Genomic DNA, 17,845 nt, shown 5'->3' with positions numbered 1-17,845 from the left:
ATTCATCTGAAGTTCGGGTTTAACCTTCGATTCGATCTACCTTGCGAAATATATTTCTCATTCGGCAAAAGTAGGCAAAACCATTTGTCATACGCAAAACCTGTTTTTCTGTTACAAATTTTCCTTACGCTAAAAATAAAGCAGTGCTTTATTTTTGCTCAGGTTGCGTATGACCTAAACGTGTCTCTAATTTTGGCATGTTAAAGTGTTATACCAACTCAATAATGGTTGCGATGCCCATACCGCCACCGACACACAGTGTTGCCAAGCCACGTTTTTTGCCTTGGCGTTCTAGCTCATCGAGTAGTGTGCCCAAAATCATCGCACCGGTTGCACCCAGTGGATGTCCCAGAGCAATCGCACCACCATTGACGTTGACTTTGGCAGGATCAACATTCAGTTCAGTAATGAAACGCATCACTACGGCGGCAAAGGCTTCGTTTACTTCAAACAGGTCGATGTCATCAATGCTTAAACCCGCTTTATCCAATGCTTTACGTGCAGCCGGAGCAGGGCCAGTCAGCATGATGGTCGGATCAGAGCCTACAAGTGCAGTCGATAACACTTTGGCACGTGGTTTTAAGCCTTGTTCTTTCACGGCTTTTTCAGAAGCAATCAAGACCACCGCAGCACCATCAACAATGCCTGATGAATTTCCGGCATGATGTACATGGTTGACTGTGCCCACTTCAGGGTATTTTTGCAGGGCGATGGCATCAAAACCCATTTGTCCCATCATGGCAAAACTTGGGTTCAGTTTGCCCAAGCCTTCAGCTGTAGTGGTCGGTTTAATGAATTCATCTTTGGCTAAAATTGTCACGCCCGCTTTGTCTTTCACTGCAATGACGGACTTGTCGAAATAGCCATTGGCTTGTGCAGCTGCGGCTTTCTTTTGCGAATCTGCGGCAAAGGTATCTACATCTGAACGCGTATAACCATCAATGGTGGCAATCAGGTCGGCACCGATGCCTTGTGGAATAAAGTCGCAGGCCATATTGGTTTCAGGGTCTAGTGCCCAAGGGCCACCATCTGAACCCATCGGCACACGGGACATGGATTCGACTCCTCCAGCGACCACAACATCTTCCCAGCCTGAGCGGACTTTTTGCGCAGCCAGGTTTACGGCTTCCAGACCCGAGGCACAGAAACGGTTGATCTGTACTCCAGCCACATCATTGTCCCAACCTGCGGCAATGGCAGCGGTTTTGGCAATATCGGCCCCCTGATCAGCAATAGGCGTGACACAGCCAAGGACAATATCATCAACTTTAGAGGTATCGAGCTGATGACGGTCTTTCAGTTCATTTAGCAAGGTGGTTAGCAGGCTAATCGGTTTCACTTCATGCAGTGAACCGTCTTTTTTTCCTTTTCCGCGTGGTGTGCGAATGGCATCGATGATGTAAGCCTCGCTCATAGTCTGTCCCTTTTATGCGTTTAAAATTTTTATACTTTTTTGAGTGTAATGATTAATTTTTGAAGTGCAATGATGAGAACGGTTCAGGTCAGATGATGTTTTTGGTCAATAAAAAAAGCCCAGGTCGAAACCTGGGCAAGAGAGTCTTAAAAAAAGATTTACTGATGTTGATCAGTGATAACCGTGCAACTGACGATATAGCCCCGGTGTTACTCCGGTCCATTTTTTGAAGGCACGGTGGAAGGTACTGGTTTCACTAAAGCCGACTTGCTGCGCGACATCTTCCAGGGTCAAGCCCGGATTAAGCAACAGGTGAATGGCCGCATCACGACGCAAGGCATCTTTAACGCCCTGATAGCTTTTACCTTCCGCAGCTAGACGACGGCGCAGGGTTTGCGGAGATAGATACAACATCGATGCCACATCATTCAAGGTAGGCATTTCTTCACCAATCTGGCTCTTCAACACTTCACGGATACGAGAAGTCAACGAGTTGGTGTTTTTGAATTTGACCAGCAACTGTGCCGGCGCTGCTTTGAGGAATTCTTCCAACGTGTCTTCATTTTGACGAATTGGTAAATCTAAATAGTCTGCAGCAAAGGTAATTTCGGTACGAGGCATATCAAACTGCATGACGGGTGCAAAGAACAGCGCATCATATTCCTCAGCGTGATTTGGGCGTGGATAGCTAAAATGTACACGTTCAAGCGGTAAACGACGTTCTATCAGCCAAGACGCTAAACCGTGCCAAATCATCAGCATACTTTCAGTGATGAAATGATCAGGATCCATGCTGGTTGGAATTTGTGGAACCAGACGTGCTTCATGTTTGTCACGTTCTAGAGTCACCGCCCAATCATCGCCAAACAGTTTATAGAACTGAGAAGAAAGCTCTAAGGCATCTCCTAGCGTTTTCGCGTGAATAATCAACTGACACATAATGGCAAAAGTGCCCAAACGACGTGGCTGTACATCAAAGCCGACATGTTCGTCCTGGGTCACCATCCATAACATCTTAATAAATCGGGTGTACTGTTCTGGAGAAATACGCGCTTTAGGCTGGCGCAATAGTTCCGCCTCAATCCCCACATGTGACAATAAAGTTTCGACGTCCATTCCTAGACGTTTTACGCCTGTTAGAGCCGCGTTAACAAAGTGGATACTGATGGTATCGCGACTCATATTAAATCCTTCAGTCTCTTTCTCTTTTATATTCACTTGCAGTTGACCTAAATGACGCTAAAAATGATTTGGATGGCAATTTACAATAGTTGTTTTACCTTATTTACATCTTAAATTGCCGAAATGATCAAGGTAAATGGCTGAACATGACATTGTTTTGTTAGTTTTATATTTCTAAGATGAATGGAAAATCAACATAAAAAGAGTAAAACTGGATATGACAACGACTTTAAAAGGATTAAAAGTTCTTGATTTTTCTACCTTGCTCCCGGGTCCATTCGCGACTTTATATCTGGCAGACCTGGGTGCAGAAGTGATCCATATTGAATCGCCCACACGTCCAGACTTGATTCGGCTGTTACCGCCTTATGCCAATGGACAGGCGACGGCACACAGTTACTTAAACCGTAATAAACAGTCTATCGCTTTAAATCTAAAAGATCCGCAGAGTATCGAACTGATTAAACAGAAGATTACTGAATACGATATTGTCATTGAGCAGTTTAGGCCGGGAGTGATGCAACGGCTGGGCTTGGATTATGCCACGCTTGCAGCACTGAACCCCCGGCTGATCTATTGTTCGATTACCGGTTATGGCCAGACCGGAAGCTATAAAGATAAGGCAGGACATGACATTAATTATCTAGCTTTATCCGGAATTGCGGGGCATAGTGGTCGGCAGGACAGTGGGCCCCCGCCGATGGGCATCCAGATTGCCGATGTTGCAGGCGGTTCCTTGCACGCCGTGATTGGAATTCTGGCTGCGGTGGTGGAGCGCGAGCAAAGCGGCCTAGGTCAATATATTGATATTTCCATGACCGATTGTGTAGCCACTTTAAATAATATGGCCGCAGCAGCCACATTGGCAGGAAATACCAAACAATATCCGCAGCAGTCGCATTTAAATGGCGGAACCTTCTACGATTATTACCAGACTCAGGATGGCCGTTATTTATCGATTGGAAGTTTGGAACCCCAATTTATGTCGGGACTGGCGCAAATTTTAGACTTGCCACTACTTGGCGAAAAAGGTGCTTCCTTTGACCCACTAGATCAGCAAGTGGTGAAACAAGCCATTCAGGAGAAAATAAAAAGCAAAACTTTTGCAGAATGGACAACAATCTTCGCTCAGCAGGATGTCTGTGTAGAGCCGGTTTTAAATCTGGATGAAGCCTTACATTCCACACTGGCACAAGAACGACAATGGGTGGTTGAAGTCCCGCTGGATGAAGCAAGTCAACACACTGAAACACAGCTGGCTTGTCCAATCAGGTTTTCACGTTCAAAGACAGAATATCTATATGTCGGGCAGCATTTAGGTACTGGAAAGTGGTAGCTTTAACAGGCGATTAAAATATTAAAATTTAAAAACAATGTATTAACAATTTGTGCCCAAGGTTACAGAAAAACAGGAGTAGCATAAATATTACAAAAAAATAATATAAAGGTGATCTACTGTGAAAAAATTAAGTAGAACATTTAGTTTTGGTGTGAGCTTAATCTCCCTAAGCTGTGCCATTTCAACAGTACATGCAGCAGAAGCTTTTGACCCGCAAAGCCAGTGGATGTTTGGTGACTGGAATGGTAAACGTAGCGAGCTCCAAGCTAAAGGTTTCGATTTCAGCTTTGGCTATACCGGTGAGCTGGCGACGCTGCTGGACTCTGAGAATCATTCCAGTCATGGCACTGAATATGCCGATCAATTCGCTTTAGGTGCTCACTTAGACTTAGAGAAAATTGCAGGTTGGCAAGACACCGAAGCGCAAATTACCGTGACCGAACGAAATGGCCGTTCACTCTCTCAAACTTCCGATGCCTTGGCCGGTCATAAAAGTTCAGTACAAGAAGTATGGGGCCGTGGTCAAACTTGGCGTTTAACTGACTTCTGGATCAAGAAAAAATTCCTGGACCAAAAACTGGACGTGAAAGTCGGTCGTTTTGGTGAAGGTGAAGACTTCAACAGCTTCGACTGCGATTTTCAGAACCTGACGCTGTGTGGTTCACAAGTCGGTAACTGGGTCGGTGATCAGTGGTACAACTGGCCGGTCAGCCAATGGGCTGCACGGGTGAAATACAACCTGACTCCAGACGTGTATGCACAAGTCGGTGCTTATGAATATAACCCTGAAAACTTAGAGCGTGGTAAAGGCTTTAATTTAAGCACCGATGGTTCTCATGGTGCGATTATTCCTGCTGAAGTAGTTTGGACACCGAAACTCGGTGCTGCAAAGCTTCCGGGTGAATACCGTGCCGGTTATTACTACAGTACTGTGGATGCAGCTGTTATCGGTAGCATCACCAATCAAAAAGATCATCATCAGGGCGGCTGGCTGGTTGCCAAACAGCAACTGACTGCTCATAACGGCGATGCTTCTCGTGGCTTGAGTGGCTTTGTAAACCTAACTGTACATGATCGTGACACAAACCAAGTCAGTGACATGCAAAATATTGGTTTGGTTTATAAAGGTTTAATGGATTCTCGTCCTCAAGATGAGATTGCGGTCGGTGTAGCTCGTATCAATATCAATGATGATGTCAATGATGCAAACATCACTACCAATAATGTAGATGTCCGTGGTCTACAAAATGAAGAATACAATACCGAAATTTATTACGGTATCCATGCCACAAACTGGCTAATCATTCGTCCCAATGTTCAATATATCCACCAGGTGGGTGCATATAAAAATGGTGAAAATGCCTGGGTTGGCGGCATTAAATTCCAAACCGCATTCTAGTTTCTAGATGTCTAGTTTCTAGATGTCTAGTTTCTAGATGATAAGTACTTGGGTTTTATCAGGAGATGCTTGGAGCACACCTCTCTTTATAAAGGCTGATTTAATTCAGATATTTAAAATCTAAAAACTAAAAAAGGTGCTCATATTTAAATTTAGGTATGAGCTTTAAAAAGAATCTTAAAAATAGGTGGTCAATATGAGCACTCCCTCTTCAGGTTCAGTTTTAAAAACGGTTTTGGCTGTAGTTGCCATCATTTTCGGTTTAGTGCTGCTGATTGGAGGAATATATCTTGCAGTGCTGGGTGGGTCTTGGTACTACATCATTGCAGGTTTATTCTTCATCGTTACTGCAGTTTTATTGCAAAAATTAAAAAGTTCCGCACTTCTGGTTTATGCATTGCTGGTATTAGGCACTGTGGTCTGGGGGCTTTGGGAAGTGGGTTCTGACTTCTTTGCGCTCGCACCCCGTCTAGACATTTTAGGTATCTTTGGTCTTTTATTGCTTATTCCTGCAGCGACTCGCGGATTTAAAAATACCAAAGGCGCAAAACTGGCGCTTACAGGCACATTGGCAATCACCATTGCGGTGATGATCTACTCGGTATTTAATGATCCTCAAGAAATTCGGAGTGAGTTAAGCACCAAACAGCCTGCAACATCGCCGCCCATTCCGGGGGTGGCAGATGCTGACTGGCCGGCTTATGGCCGTACCCAGTCTGGTTTACGTTATTCTCCGTTAAAACAGATCAATTCTGAAAACGTAAAAGACCTACAAGTGGCTTGGGAATATCACACGGGTGAATTCAAAACTGCAAACGACTCAGCTGAAACTACCAATCAGGTCACGCCAATTAAAGTCGGTGACAATATATACATGTGTACCACTCACCAAAAATTGACTGCACTTGATCCTGCAACAGGTAAGGCAAAATGGACCTATGATCCTAAACTTAAGGCTGATCATACCTATCAGCATTTAACTTGCCGCGGGGTATCTTATTTTGATGTCAACAATACGGCTGGTTTTGAAACCAGTTTAGCTGCCAAGAAAACCACCTCTGCTGAATGTCCGCAAAAAGTGATTCTGCCTGTCAATGACGGTCGTCTGGTTGCGGTGAATTCACAAACCGGTACACCATGTACTGACTTCGGTACCAATGGCGAAGTGGATCTGCAAAAAGACATGCCATTCCCGTATCCGGGTGGTTATATCCCAACTTCACCTCCAGTCATTACTGGTACGACCATCATTATTGCGGGTTCGACCACCGATAACTATTCGACCGAAGAGCCTTCTGGTGTCATCCGTGGTTACGATGTGAATAGCGGTGAACTGCTTTGGGTGTTTGATACAGGTGCAGAAGATCCAAATGCGATTCCAGCACCGGGTCAAAAATTTGTACATAACTCGCCAAACGCATGGGCACCTTTGGCCTATGATGCTGCACTTGATATTGTGTATGTACCAACCGGTGTAGGTACCCCAGATATTTATGGCGGTCACCGCACAGAATTGGATGAACGTTATGCCAACTCAATGCTTGCGCTGAATGCATCTACCGGTAAGTTGGTGTGGAATTTCCAAACCACTCATCATGACTTGTGGGATATGGATGTACCAGCACAACCTTCTTTAGCTGACATTAAAGATAAATCAGGCAATATTGTTCCTGCAATATATGTATTGACCAAAACAGGGAATGCCTTTGTGCTTGACCGCCGTACTGGTAAAGCAATTGTGCCGATTACTGAGCATCCAGTGCCGCAAACAGTGAAACGCGGCCCACAAACCAAAGGCGAACGTTATTCACCTACACAGCCATTCTCTGATTTTGACATGGCACCGAAAGAAAAATTAACCGATAAACAAATGTGGGGTGCCACTATGTTTGACCAGTTAATCTGCCGTGTATCTTTCAAGAAATTGAACTATGAAGGTATTTATACACCACCTTCTGAAAATGGCACTTTGGTTTTTCCGGGTAACTTGGGTGTGTTTGAATGGGGCGGTATGTCAGTCAACCCAGACCGTCAAATTGCTTTGATGAACCCGATTGGCTTGCCATTTGTGTCCAGACTGATCCCTGAAGATCCAAACCGCGCTAAAACTGCCAAAGGTGCAGGTACCGAAGCTGGTGTACAGCCAATGTATGGCGTGCCTTACGGTGTTGAAATCAGCGCGTTCCTCTCTCCATTTGGCCTGCCTTGTAAACAACCAAGCTGGGGTTTTGTCGCGGGTGTCGATTTAAATACCCATAAAGTGGCCTGGAAACGCCGTATCGGTACCATCCGTGACAGTCTTCCGGTTATTCCATTGCCTCCATTCAAAATGGGTGTGCCAATGCTGGGCGGTCCAATCTCTACTGCAGGTAATCTGATGTTTGTCGGTGCAACCCAGGACAATTACATTCGTGCCATCAATGTGACCAATGGTGATGAGCTTTGGAAAGGCCGTCTTCCTGCAGGTGGCCAGGCGACTCCAATGACTTATGAAGCCAATGGTAAACAATATGTAGTCATTATGGCCGGTGGTCATGGTTCATTCGGTACCAAGATGGGTGACTCAGTGGTTGCTTATGCCTTACCCGATAAAAAATAAACTGCCTATTTAGGTTAAGTTTAAAAAGTCCAATTCGTTGGGCTTTTTTTTATGAAAATAAATGCTAAAGAATAAACAAAATAAGCAATATCACTGGAAATGAATCAAAAAAGGCCGAAAGGCTTTATATCTGTTAAGGTTCGGCACACTTATCAATAAAACCGCTATTAAATATGTAAAAAACGCATTTTGTTGATAGATCAAATCTCGCTATGCTGTGCACCGTTATAATAGAAACTACTAGCTGTACGCCATGTATTTATATACTGATTTTGACCAGCAACTGGTCAATGAACGTGTTGCACAGTTCCGTGACCAAACGGAACGTTATTTAGCAGGTAAATTGACGGAAGATGAATATCGTCCGCTTCGTCTGCAAAACGGCCTTTATGTACAGCGTTATGCGCCAATGTTGCGTATTGCAGTACCTTATGGTCTGATGAATTCAAAACAATTGCGTAAAATTGCGCAATTGGCCAAAGACTATGACCGTGGTTATGCACACGTTTCAACACGTCAAAACATTCAGTTTAACTGGCCTGCACTAGAAAATGTACCGGACATGTTGCAAGAGCTTGCATCAGTTCAGATGCATGCAATCCAGACCTCAGGTAACTGTATCCGTAATACCACGACTGACCAGTATGCCGGTGTGGTTGCGGGTGAAATTGCAGATCCACGTCCGACCTGTGAATTGATTCGTCAGTGGTCTACATTCCATCCAGAATTTGCTTTCTTGCCACGTAAGTTCAAAATTGCGGTTTCTGCATTAGAAGAAACTGACCGTGCGGCAACTTCATTCCATGACATCGGTGTATACATCGTGCGTAATGAAGCAGGCGAGATGGGCTATAAAATCAAAGTCGGTGGTGGCTTGGGCCGTACCCCGGTGATTGGTAGCTTTATCCGTGACTTCTTGCCACGTGAAGATTTGATTGCTTATTTAGAAGCAGTACTTCGTGTATATAACTTGCACGGTCGCCGTGACAACAAATACAAAGCTCGTATCAAGATTTTAGTAAAAGCTTTAACGCCTGCAGTATTTGCAGAAAAAGTGGAAGCTGAATTTGCACATACAGTAAAAACTTTAAAAATCGATGCAGACACCTTGGCAAAAATGGATGAGAACTTCACGCCATTTGATTATCAAGCTTATGCCGATGAAGACTTTACTGAACAGTTTGCAGCGCATCCGAAGTTCAAGCAGTGGTTCAACATCAACACCAATGCTCATAAAATGCAAGGCTACCGTATTGTTACGATTTCTTTGAAACGTGCCGGTATCGCACCGGGTGACATGACGGTTGAAGAGATGAACCTGATTGCTGATCTTGCAGACAAGTACACCTTCGGTGAGTTCCGTACCACACACGAACAAAATATTGCCTTGGTAGATGTACCACAAAAAGACTTGTTTGAATTGTGGCAAATCCTCGATCAACACAACCTTGCTCGTGCGCACATTGGTTTCTTGACTGACATCATTTGCTGCCCAGGCGGTGATTTCTGTTCATTGGCGAATGCAAAATCAATTCCGATTTCAGAAGCGATTTCACGACGTTTTGATGATCTGGATACCATCTATAACCTAGGCAAGCTTGACCTGAACATTTCAGGTTGTATGAATGCTTGTGGTCATCATCATGTCGGTAATATCGGTATTTTAGGTGTAGACAAAAAAGGTGCTGAGTTCTACCAGATTACGCTTGGTGGTAATGCAGACCATGATGCTTCAATTGGTGACATCTTAGGGCCATCATTTGCAGCAGATCGTGTAGCTGATGTGGTTGAAGAAATTCTAAATACCTATCTTGACCTTCGTGTTGAGGGTGAAGAGTTTATTGATACATACCGCCGTGTCAGCATTCAACCCTTCAAGGAGCGTGCATATGCTTAATACCGCACTACAAGTGCTCTCTAAAGATGGCACGATTGCAGACAATACCTACCAGCTTATTGGTGAAGATGGCGTATTGCCACAAGGTGACGTGGTTTTAACTGTTGAACAGTTAGATCAAATTGCCAATGTTTCAGGTAAAAAAGCACTCTACATCACTGTAGATGCTTCTCCTGAAACCCATGAATTTCCGCTTGACCAGTTGGATGCAATTTTTATCGAATTTGCAGGCTTTAACGATGGCCGTGGCTATTCATTTGCAGCGCTTCTTCGCCGTCAAGGTTTCCAAGGTGAATTGCGTGCAACTGGCGATGTATTCAAAGACGTATTAAATTACATGAAGCGTTCTGGATTCGATACTTTTGTGGTGAAAGAAGGTAAAGATATTCAGGAAGCAGCGGCTGGTTTAGGTGACTTTACCAACCCATACCAAGCTTCAACTGCAGTTGAAAAAGCACATTATCAAACAGGTGCTTGATTGTTTTAAGCAGATGTTAAAAAAAGCCGGATTGATTCCGGCTTTTTTATGCGTGTTTGAATAAAAAATTGAGATCACATTGCTTCTAATTGGCAATTCACCATCCACTTAATCCCGAACTGATCAGTAAAGGCACCATACAGTGCACCCCAAAAAGTTTTGTCTAATGGCATTTCAATTTGTCCATTCACAGATAACGCGTCAAATAAACGTTTTGCTTCTGCTTGTTCATGGGCATTCAGATTAATTGAAATATAGTGATTATTACCTTTGGTGAAAACGGTATTATTTTGTGCACAGAATTGATCATTGGTATCGGATGCCATCAGTTCTGTAAATGCATTAATCGGTAGTGAGACATGCAGAATCAGATTTTTATCTGCTTCAGATAGCGTGACCCCTTCTTGCGCTGGTAACTCCCCATAACGGGTAAGATTGGAAAACTCACCACCAAAAACAGATTTATAAAAGTTAAAGGCAGCTTCGGTTTCACCTTGGAAATTCAGATAATGATTGAGTTGCATGATAAGCCTTTGTTGTTGTTTTGATGGTTCTAATCTAGCAGGCTTAAGCTTAAATTTTGATGATGAAAATATAAAAAAGTGTAAGCATAAAAAAATCCCTCTTTTGATGGATCTTTTTATGCTCTCTCTTCCTCAGGAAGAGAGTTAGAGAGAGGGGGAATATTCCGGTCTACCTCCTTAACAAAGGGAGACTTCAAAACAATTAAAGCAACTCAATCGCTACAGCGGTCGCTTCACCACCACCGATACATAGGGTAGCAATACCTTTCTTGCCGCCAGTGCGTTTAAGTGCATGAATCAAGGTCAAGATAATACGAGAACCAGTAGAACCCACCGGATGGCCGAGTGCACATGCACCACCATTAATGTTTACTTTAGCTGGATCAAGTTTGAAGTCATCCATTGGGCACATGGTCACCATGGCAAAAGCTTCGTTAATTTCCCAAAGATCGACATCTTGTGCATCCCAACCAGTTTTATTTAAAACTTTCTGAATGGCACCGACTGGAGCAATGGTAAATTCTGAAGGATGCTGTGAATTTGAAGCATAAGCCACAATTTTTGCAAGAGACTTCAATCCTTTCGCAGCAGCTTTTTCACTCGAGGTGAGTACAAGTGCAGAAGCACCATCTGAAATCGAGCTGGCATTGGCCGCGGTAATGGTACCGTCTTTCGCAAATGCAGGACGAAGCGTTGGAATTTTGGCAATGTTCGCGTTAAAGGGTTGTTCATCTTTATCAACAACAACATCACCTTTGCGACTCGATACGGTTACAGGCACGATTTCATCGGCAAAGTAACCTTCGTTTACGGCTTTTTGTGCACGTTCTAATGAACGAATCGCAAAGGCATCCATTTGTTCACGCGTATAGCCACGTGTATTTGCCGTGTCTTGTGCAAATGAACCCATTAAGCGACCGGTTTCGGCATCTTCAAGACCATCCAAGAACATATGGTCCTTGATTTCACCATGACCCATACGGAAGCCACCACGTGCTTTAGGCAGGATATATGGTGCATTGGTCATAGATTCCATACCGCCTGCCACCACAATTTCAGCAGAACCGGCTTTTATCATGTCAGCCGCTTGCATCACTGCTTTCATACCTGAACCACATAGTTTGTTAATCGTGACTGCACCTGTTGAATCAGGTAGCCCAGCTTTACGCATCGCCTGGCGAGCTGGTCCTTGTTTTAAGCCGGCAGGGAGCACGCAGCCCATAATGACTTCTTCGACATCGGTTGCGTGTAATCCTGCACGTGCAATCGCTTCTTTGATACATACTGCACCAAGTTCTGGAGCGGTTACACTGGCCAAGCTACCTTGGAAGCCGCCCATTGCGGTACGTGCCCCATTTACGATTACGATGTCTGTCATTGTTCTTTCTCCGAGATTGATTTTTTTAGGGAATTATTTTCCAAGCCTAAGCAGTATATTAAAAAACGAGCCGGAATAAAGAAAGATTATAGGATGTCTTTAGACTGACAAGTTTTTTAGCAGCTCGATAGGTTTTCGATCCGAATATGTCCCATCGCGCTCAGAACCAGTTTTTGGTGATGATCAGAAACCATTGAACAATAATAAAAACTGCCATTTGAACCTATGGGCAAGCCATTTTCTGCTTGAAAAGTTAAGCTGGGAACATTCAAAGTTCCTTTCCAGTCTAAGTGCCCATATTTTAAATCGGTAGATTCTGTATAAATAATTTTTTCACCCGTATCAATTTGTCTATTTTTATTGCTGTCGAGAAAAACCAGTAAACTGGTAGTCCATTGGTTTGTTTGACAATTCACTTTATTTTGACTTGGACATATCACCACATTGCTATGATAAATAGATGCTTGCGATTTAGCTAATTGAATCGTTGAAATCAGTTTATTGGTAGTGGAATTGACTTCCTGTTTGGCTTTTATGTCTTGAAAATAAGGTAAAGCGATGGTCGCCAGAATGGTAAAAATTGCCAAAGTAACGATGAGCTCAACTAACGTGAAACCATTTTTGTTTTGAAAAAGCATTTAAAGTGATCCTGTAATATATATTTTTTAATTATTTGTGTTATTAGTGTTTTTTTTTTAATTGTTTTTTTTGCGGGTAATATTTATTACTCAACTTTTAAGAAAGCTGTTAAAATAATTTGCAAGTGACAATAAGCTATTCATAAGAATAAATTGAGTAAAAAATTACCGAATTACAACGGAAATTGTAAGTAATTTTGTCAATAATTTACTTGATTAAAGTTATCAAGCACTTGGAAAAAAAATAAAGTGTTTGTATGATTCACTGTGAATAGCTTAAGAATAAAACTGGGGTATAAGAAAGCCTATCTCAGAAATAGCCAAATTCTAGGCTTTAGCTTGAACAACAATTGTTATCTCTGGAGGATAAATCCATGAAAATGAGTCGTATTGCTTTAGCAATGCTCGTAGCTGCTCCTTTAGCAGCTGCAAACGCAGGCGTAACTGTTACTCCATTAATGCTTGGTTATACTTTCCAAGACACTCAACACAACAACGGCGGAGATCATTTAACAGATGGTCCTGAACTTCAAGACGATTTATTTGTTGGTGCTGCTCTTGGAGTTGAATTAACTCCATGGTTAGGTTTTGAGGCTGAATATAACCAAGTGAAAGGTGATGTAGAAGGCCTTGGCGTACCTGCAGGTGCAGAATATAAGCAGACTCAAATCAATGGTAACTTCTATGCTACTTCTGATTTGATCACTAAAAACTATGACAGCAAAATCAAGCCATATGTACTTTTAGGTGCTGGTCATTACAAATATAAAGCTGCAGGTTCAATTGCAGATGGTGAGTCTGAAGAAGGTACTTTAGGTAACGCAGGTCTAGGTGCTTTCTGGCGCTTAAACGATGCTTTATCTCTACGTACTGAAGCTCGTGCTACTTATAACATCGATGAAGATTTCTGGAACTATACAGCTTTAGCTGGCCTTAACGTAGTTCTTGGTGGTCACTTGAAACCTGCTGCTCCTGTAGTTGAAGTTGCTCCAGTTGAGCCTGTAGCTCCAGTTCAACCAGCTCCACAAGAGTTGACTGAAGACCTTAACATGGAACTTCGTGTGTTCTTTGATACAAACAAATCAAACATCAAAGACCAATACAAACCAGAAATCGCGAAAGTTGCTGAGAAGTTAGTTGAATATCCAAACGCTACTGCTCGCATCGAAGGTCACACAGATAACACTGGTCCACGTGCATTGAACGAACGTTTATCTTTAGCTCGTGCTAACTCTGTTAAATCTTCACTTGTAAATGAATACAATGTAGATCCAGCTCGTTTGTCTACTCAAGGTTTCGCTTGGGATCAACCGATTGCTGACAACAACACTAAGGAAGGCCGTGCTATGAACCGTCGTGTATTCGCGACTATTTCTGGTAGCCGTACAGTTGTTGCAGAACCTGCTCAACAAGCTCCTGCAGCTCAATAATTTATTATTGAACTGATTTAAGAAAAAGCAGCCGTAAGGCTGCTTTTTTTTGCGTGCTACATAAGCATAACTTGTTTAATACACAGTTTTATTTTGATCTTGTTCTAATAAACACCCATATACACAATAAAAAGAGGGTGAAAAAATGACACAGATGTTAACAACAACAGATGGAACCTCGATTTATTATAAGGATTGGGGCGATGGTTCTGTCGTGGTTTTTTCCCATGGCTGGCCTTTATCAAGTGATGCTTTTGAAGACCAGATGTTATTTCTGGCTGAACATGGCTTTCGGGTCATTGCATTTGACCGACGTGGTCATGGACGTTCAAGTCAACCTTGGGCAGGGCACAGCATTGATCAATATGCACAAGATTTGCATCAACTTATTGAACACCTCGGATTAACTGAATTTGCTTTAGTCGGACATTCTACCGGTGGAGCAGTGGTAACACGATATACGGCAAAATATGGCCAGCAAAAGGTGACTAAACTCGCGCTCATTGCAGCTGTAACTCCTCTGATGATTAAGCGAGAGGATTATCCAGACGGTGTAGATTCAGACGTATTTGATGAAATGCGTGCCAATTTATTGGCCAATAGAGCCGATTTTTATCTGGATTTTGCTAAATCATTTTATGGCTACGACAAATTATTAAATAAAACCTCAGAAGGGGTGATACAAAATTTCTGGCGTATTGCCATGCAGGGGTCAATTAAAGCACATTACGATTGTATTCATGCTTTTTCAGAAACAGATTTACGTGAAGATTTAACCCAGATTACTGTACCTACTTTGGTGATGTATGGAACAGCAGATGAAATTGTACCGCCAGAAATTTGTAGTCAGCAGACCGTCAAACTTTTAAAACATGCGGTAGAAGAGCAAATTAAGGGTGCACCACATGGTTTATGTACCACCTATAAAAATGAAGTCAGCTTTGCCTTGAAAGAGTTTTTGGTACACTACTGACAATCATAAACATAAAAAAACAGCCAAAAGGCTGTTTTTTTATGACAACAGTAGAGTTAGTCCTGATCAGGATTCATGGGCTTAACATCCATGTCTTGATAAGAAACCAACTTGGTTTTATTTTTCCATTTATAACCCAGCCAAATCACCAGAAATAATGGAATGCTGATATAAGTAGATAACATGCCAAGCCAGTCACCGCTAAGGAAGGCTTGATAATTTTGTCCCAACACGACAATGGTACAAAGAATAAATGCAAACCAAGGCGCAAACGGGAAAAACTTGGCTTTATAAGCTAAATCTTCCAGTTTATAACCCTGTGCCAAATAACCTTTGCGGAAACGGTAATGTGAAATGGCAATGCCCAGCCAGACAATAAAACCACACATCCCTGACATATTTAACAACCAGTTAAATACTTCCTGCTCACCAATAAAGGTAGTGAGGAAGCAGAGCGCTGCAATTGCAGTGGTTGCATACAAGGCATTCATCGGTACGCCACGCGCATCAAGTTTACCAAAGATTTTTGGTGCACTACCTTTACGTGCCATGTCAAACAGCATGCGGGTGGATGAATACATGCCCGAGTTACCCGCAGACAGGATTGCAGTTAAAATCACCGCATTCATTAAGCCTGCAGCAAAAGCAAAACCGACTTTCTCATACAGTAAAGTAAAGGGTGACAGGGTAATATTATCGCTCGCAGCCGCCTGTAACAGGCGCGGATCATCATAGGCCACTAATGTTCCAATGATGAATATACACACCACATAGAACAATAAAATACGCCAGAAAATTTGCTTAATAGCTACAGGAATGGTCTTTTTAGGATCCTTGGATTCACCTGCAGCCACACCCACCATCTCTGTACCCTGGAAGGAGAACCCGGCAATCATGGCGACACCGATCATGGCCTGTAAGCCACCAACAAAAGGTGCATCACCTTTAGTCCAGTTGGCAAAAGTCACCATGTTTGGCGTCAGCATGATTTTCGCAATCATGACAATACCAATAATAATAAACACAATGATGGCAATGACTTTAACTAAAGAGAATAGGAATTCGCTTTCACCAAAGCCTTTTACAGAGAGTGAGTTAATAGCAAAAATAACGGCAAGGAAAATGGCACTCCAGTAGAATCCAGGAATATCGGGAAACCAGAATTTCATAATGAACTGAACTGCAACCAGTTCAAATGCAACGGTAATGGCCCAGTTGTACCAATAGTTCCATCCCAATGCGAAGCCAAAACCGCCTTCTACGTATTTTGTACCATAGGTAAAGAAGGCACCTGAAGTTGGGTTGTGGGTTGCAAGCTCACCCAGACTGGTCATCAGGAAATAAATCATGATGCCAATCAAACAGTAAGCCAGTAAAGCACCGCCCGGACCGGCATTGGCAATTGTTGCACCAGAAGCCAGGAATAAGCCTGTACCGATAGAACCACCAATGGCGATCATATTCAAATGACGTGCACCCAGCTTACGCTGTAAATGTGCAGATTGAGTTTCGCTCATCGTTGTTCCTTAAGATTTTTTTCAGTGCTAGCGAACAGCACTTTAAAACCTTGTTGATCTGCTTTGGTGATACATTGACCAAAGCTTTGTTCAATGAGTAATGGATAATTTAAAAAGCGGTTTGCCACAATCCATAATTCGCCACCGGATTTCAAATGACGTCGTGAAGTCTTACACAAGTTTTCACTGGCATTGTAATCGGTATGAATGCCTTGATGAAAAGGCGGATTGCTGACAATGGCATGCAAGAAAAGAGGAGCGTCTTCAATACCGGTAACAGCGGTAATTTCCAGCTGTTCTGGTGAGAGGCTATTTTTTTCAAAGGTCATGCGGGTAGAAGCTAATGCGAATGCATCCACATCCATGGCAAAAATACGGTTTTTGGGATTCAGTTTTGCCAAATAAGCACTGATGATCCCTGCACCACAGCCAAAGTCGGCAATTTTACCTGAAGTGACTTGCGATAAAAACGGTAAAAATACTGCTGTACCGACATCCAGACGATTTTGACTGAATACGCCGGGAAGGGCACAAATGCTGAGATCACCTTTTGGTGTGCTAACAGTATATTGTTGTGCCCAATCTGCCAAAGCTTTTTCTTTAACCGTCGATTCAATCGTCATTTGCCATAGCTGGCAATGGCGTGCGCTATCCAGTTTGACGGCTTTACCATAAGGCTGTAGCTGTTTGGCTGCACGCTCAACCCCACCTTTCTTTTCCCCAACCAGGAAAATAGAAGCACCCAACCCCAAGCGGTTGACTACATTGTGCAGCAGGTAGTTTAAGAGTTCTTTGGACTTAGGCACAAAAATAATGGCCTGGTCAAAACTGCCTTCAGGAAGCTCAACACCAAAATGTACAGCGGCTTGCTGAGACTGAAAATATTGAAATTCATTATAATTCCATGTCCACAAACATGGGGTAATGTCTTTCTCTAGATTGGAAAGTAAATCATCAGTCGGTGCATTGACTAAAAGCACACGTCCAGAAAGATATTCATGCTGTCGAATGACAACTTCACTTCTTGGATCCATTTTTTATCTCGCCATTGAAAAACTCTGCCCAGACAATGCTGGG

Annotated in this window: 14 protein-coding genes; 7 read left to right on the top strand and 7 right to left on the bottom strand. The window is 42.9% G+C overall.

Features of this window, described 5'->3' with window-relative positions; all coding sequences use genetic code 11:
• Positions 1-208: 208 nt before the first annotated feature.
• Positions 209-1,414: an acetyl-CoA C-acetyltransferase gene (locus B9T29_RS07945; RefSeq protein WP_086175407.1), complete on the bottom strand. Its 1,206-nt coding sequence runs from the start codon at positions 1,412-1,414 to the stop codon at positions 209-211.
• A gap of 171 nt (positions 1,415-1,585) precedes the next feature.
• Positions 1,586-2,596 carry an AraC family transcriptional regulator gene (locus B9T29_RS07940; protein WP_086175406.1) on the bottom strand — a complete coding sequence of 337 codons (1,011 nt, stop codon included), beginning with the start codon at positions 2,594-2,596 and terminating at the stop codon, positions 1,586-1,588.
• Positions 2,597-2,813: 217 nt separating this feature from the next.
• Between B9T29_RS07940 and B9T29_RS07935 the strand changes: the two genes are divergently transcribed.
• From B9T29_RS07935 to B9T29_RS07915, 5 genes are all read left to right on the top strand, one after another.
• On the top strand, positions 2,814-3,932 hold the full coding sequence (locus B9T29_RS07935; protein ID WP_086175405.1) for a CaiB/BaiF CoA transferase family protein: 1,119 nt from the start codon (positions 2,814-2,816) through the stop codon (positions 3,930-3,932).
• 121 nt (positions 3,933-4,053) lie between these two features.
• Positions 4,054-5,334, top strand: coding sequence for a carbohydrate porin (locus tag B9T29_RS07930; protein ID WP_086175404.1), 1,281 nt, complete (start codon positions 4,054-4,056; stop codon positions 5,332-5,334).
• A 196-nt stretch (positions 5,335-5,530) separates the two neighbouring features.
• Positions 5,531-7,933 (top strand): glucose/quinate/shikimate family membrane-bound PQQ-dependent dehydrogenase, encoded by a 2,403-nt coding sequence (locus tag B9T29_RS07925; protein ID WP_086175403.1) that lies wholly within the window; start codon positions 5,531-5,533, stop codon positions 7,931-7,933.
• Positions 7,934-8,186: 253 nt separating this feature from the next.
• On the top strand, positions 8,187-9,830 hold the full coding sequence (locus tag B9T29_RS07920; protein WP_086175402.1) for a nitrite/sulfite reductase: 1,644 nt from the start codon (positions 8,187-8,189) through the stop codon (positions 9,828-9,830).
• Entirely contained in the window at positions 9,823-10,308 is a 486-nt protein-coding gene (locus tag B9T29_RS07915; protein ID WP_086175401.1) for a DUF934 domain-containing protein, read from the top strand. The genes B9T29_RS07920 and B9T29_RS07915 overlap by 8 nt, the downstream gene beginning before the upstream one ends.
• A 74-nt stretch (positions 10,309-10,382) precedes the next feature.
• Here the strand turns inward: B9T29_RS07915 and B9T29_RS07910 are convergent, their stop codons facing one another.
• From B9T29_RS07910 to B9T29_RS07900, 3 genes are all read right to left on the bottom strand, one after another.
• Entirely contained in the window at positions 10,383-10,832 is a 450-nt protein-coding gene (locus B9T29_RS07910; protein WP_086175400.1) for a VOC family protein, read from the bottom strand.
• A gap of 202 nt (positions 10,833-11,034) precedes the next feature.
• Positions 11,035-12,210: a thiolase family protein gene (locus B9T29_RS07905; RefSeq protein WP_086175399.1), complete on the bottom strand. Its 1,176-nt coding sequence runs from the start codon at positions 12,208-12,210 to the stop codon at positions 11,035-11,037.
• A 116-nt stretch (positions 12,211-12,326) separates the two neighbouring features.
• Positions 12,327-12,848: a GspH/FimT family pseudopilin gene (locus B9T29_RS07900; protein ID WP_086175398.1), complete on the bottom strand. Its 522-nt coding sequence runs from the start codon at positions 12,846-12,848 to the stop codon at positions 12,327-12,329.
• 374 nt (positions 12,849-13,222) lie between these two features.
• Between B9T29_RS07900 and omp38 the strand changes: the two genes are divergently transcribed.
• Together omp38 and B9T29_RS07890 are read left to right on the top strand one after the other, a co-directional pair.
• Positions 13,223-14,278: an outer membrane protein Omp38 gene (gene omp38, locus B9T29_RS07895; protein WP_086175397.1), complete on the top strand. Its 1,056-nt coding sequence runs from the start codon at positions 13,223-13,225 to the stop codon at positions 14,276-14,278.
• A gap of 145 nt (positions 14,279-14,423) precedes the next feature.
• Complete coding sequence (locus B9T29_RS07890; RefSeq protein WP_086175396.1) at positions 14,424-15,251, top strand: alpha/beta fold hydrolase; 828 nt, start codon at positions 14,424-14,426, stop codon at positions 15,249-15,251.
• 56 nt (positions 15,252-15,307) lie between these two features.
• Here B9T29_RS07890 and B9T29_RS07885 read toward each other — a convergent pair whose 3' ends face one another.
• Together B9T29_RS07885 and B9T29_RS07880 are read right to left on the bottom strand one after the other, a co-directional pair.
• Positions 15,308-16,768 (bottom strand): amino acid permease, encoded by a 1,461-nt coding sequence (locus B9T29_RS07885; protein WP_086175395.1) that lies wholly within the window; start codon positions 16,766-16,768, stop codon positions 15,308-15,310.
• Positions 16,765-17,802, bottom strand: coding sequence for a class I SAM-dependent methyltransferase (locus B9T29_RS07880; protein WP_086175394.1), 1,038 nt, complete (start codon positions 17,800-17,802; stop codon positions 16,765-16,767). Before B9T29_RS07880 ends, B9T29_RS07885 begins: the two co-directional genes overlap by 4 nt.
• Between the last annotated feature and the right edge of the window lie 43 nt (positions 17,803-17,845).

Source organism: Acinetobacter sp. ANC 3903 (assembly GCF_002135315.1).
Classification (GTDB): Bacteria; Pseudomonadota; Gammaproteobacteria; order Pseudomonadales; family Moraxellaceae; genus Acinetobacter.
This window is presented reverse-complemented; position numbering and strand designations above follow the sequence as displayed.

What these genes read in the sequence shown, in the direction of transcription:
- B9T29_RS07945 (WP_086175407.1), bottom strand. Translation starts at nt 1,414, where the DNA reads ATGAGCGAGGCTTACATCATCGATGCCATTCGCACACCACGCGGAAAA.
- B9T29_RS07940 (WP_086175406.1), bottom strand. Translation starts at nt 2,596, where the DNA reads ATGAGTCGCGATACCATCAGTATCCACTTTGTTAACGCGGCTCTAACA.
- B9T29_RS07935 (WP_086175405.1), top strand. Translation starts at nt 2,814, where the DNA reads ATGACAACGACTTTAAAAGGATTAAAAGTTCTTGATTTTTCTACCTTG.
- B9T29_RS07925 (WP_086175403.1), top strand. Translation starts at nt 5,531, where the DNA reads ATGAGCACTCCCTCTTCAGGTTCAGTTTTAAAAACGGTTTTGGCTGTA.
- B9T29_RS07920 (WP_086175402.1), top strand. Translation starts at nt 8,187, where the DNA reads ATGTATTTATATACTGATTTTGACCAGCAACTGGTCAATGAACGTGTT.
- B9T29_RS07915 (WP_086175401.1), top strand. Translation starts at nt 9,823, where the DNA reads ATGCTTAATACCGCACTACAAGTGCTCTCTAAAGATGGCACGATTGCA.
- B9T29_RS07910 (WP_086175400.1), bottom strand. Translation starts at nt 10,832, where the DNA reads ATGCAACTCAATCATTATCTGAATTTCCAAGGTGAAACCGAAGCTGCC.
- B9T29_RS07905 (WP_086175399.1), bottom strand. Translation starts at nt 12,210, where the DNA reads ATGACAGACATCGTAATCGTAAATGGGGCACGTACCGCAATGGGCGGC.
- B9T29_RS07900 (WP_086175398.1), bottom strand. Translation starts at nt 12,848, where the DNA reads ATGCTTTTTCAAAACAAAAATGGTTTCACGTTAGTTGAGCTCATCGTT.
- omp38 (WP_086175397.1), top strand. Translation starts at nt 13,223, where the DNA reads ATGAAAATGAGTCGTATTGCTTTAGCAATGCTCGTAGCTGCTCCTTTA.
- B9T29_RS07890 (WP_086175396.1), top strand. Translation starts at nt 14,424, where the DNA reads ATGACACAGATGTTAACAACAACAGATGGAACCTCGATTTATTATAAG.
- B9T29_RS07885 (WP_086175395.1), bottom strand. Translation starts at nt 16,768, where the DNA reads ATGAGCGAAACTCAATCTGCACATTTACAGCGTAAGCTGGGTGCACGT.
- B9T29_RS07880 (WP_086175394.1), bottom strand. Translation starts at nt 17,802, where the DNA reads ATGGATCCAAGAAGTGAAGTTGTCATTCGACAGCATGAATATCTTTCT.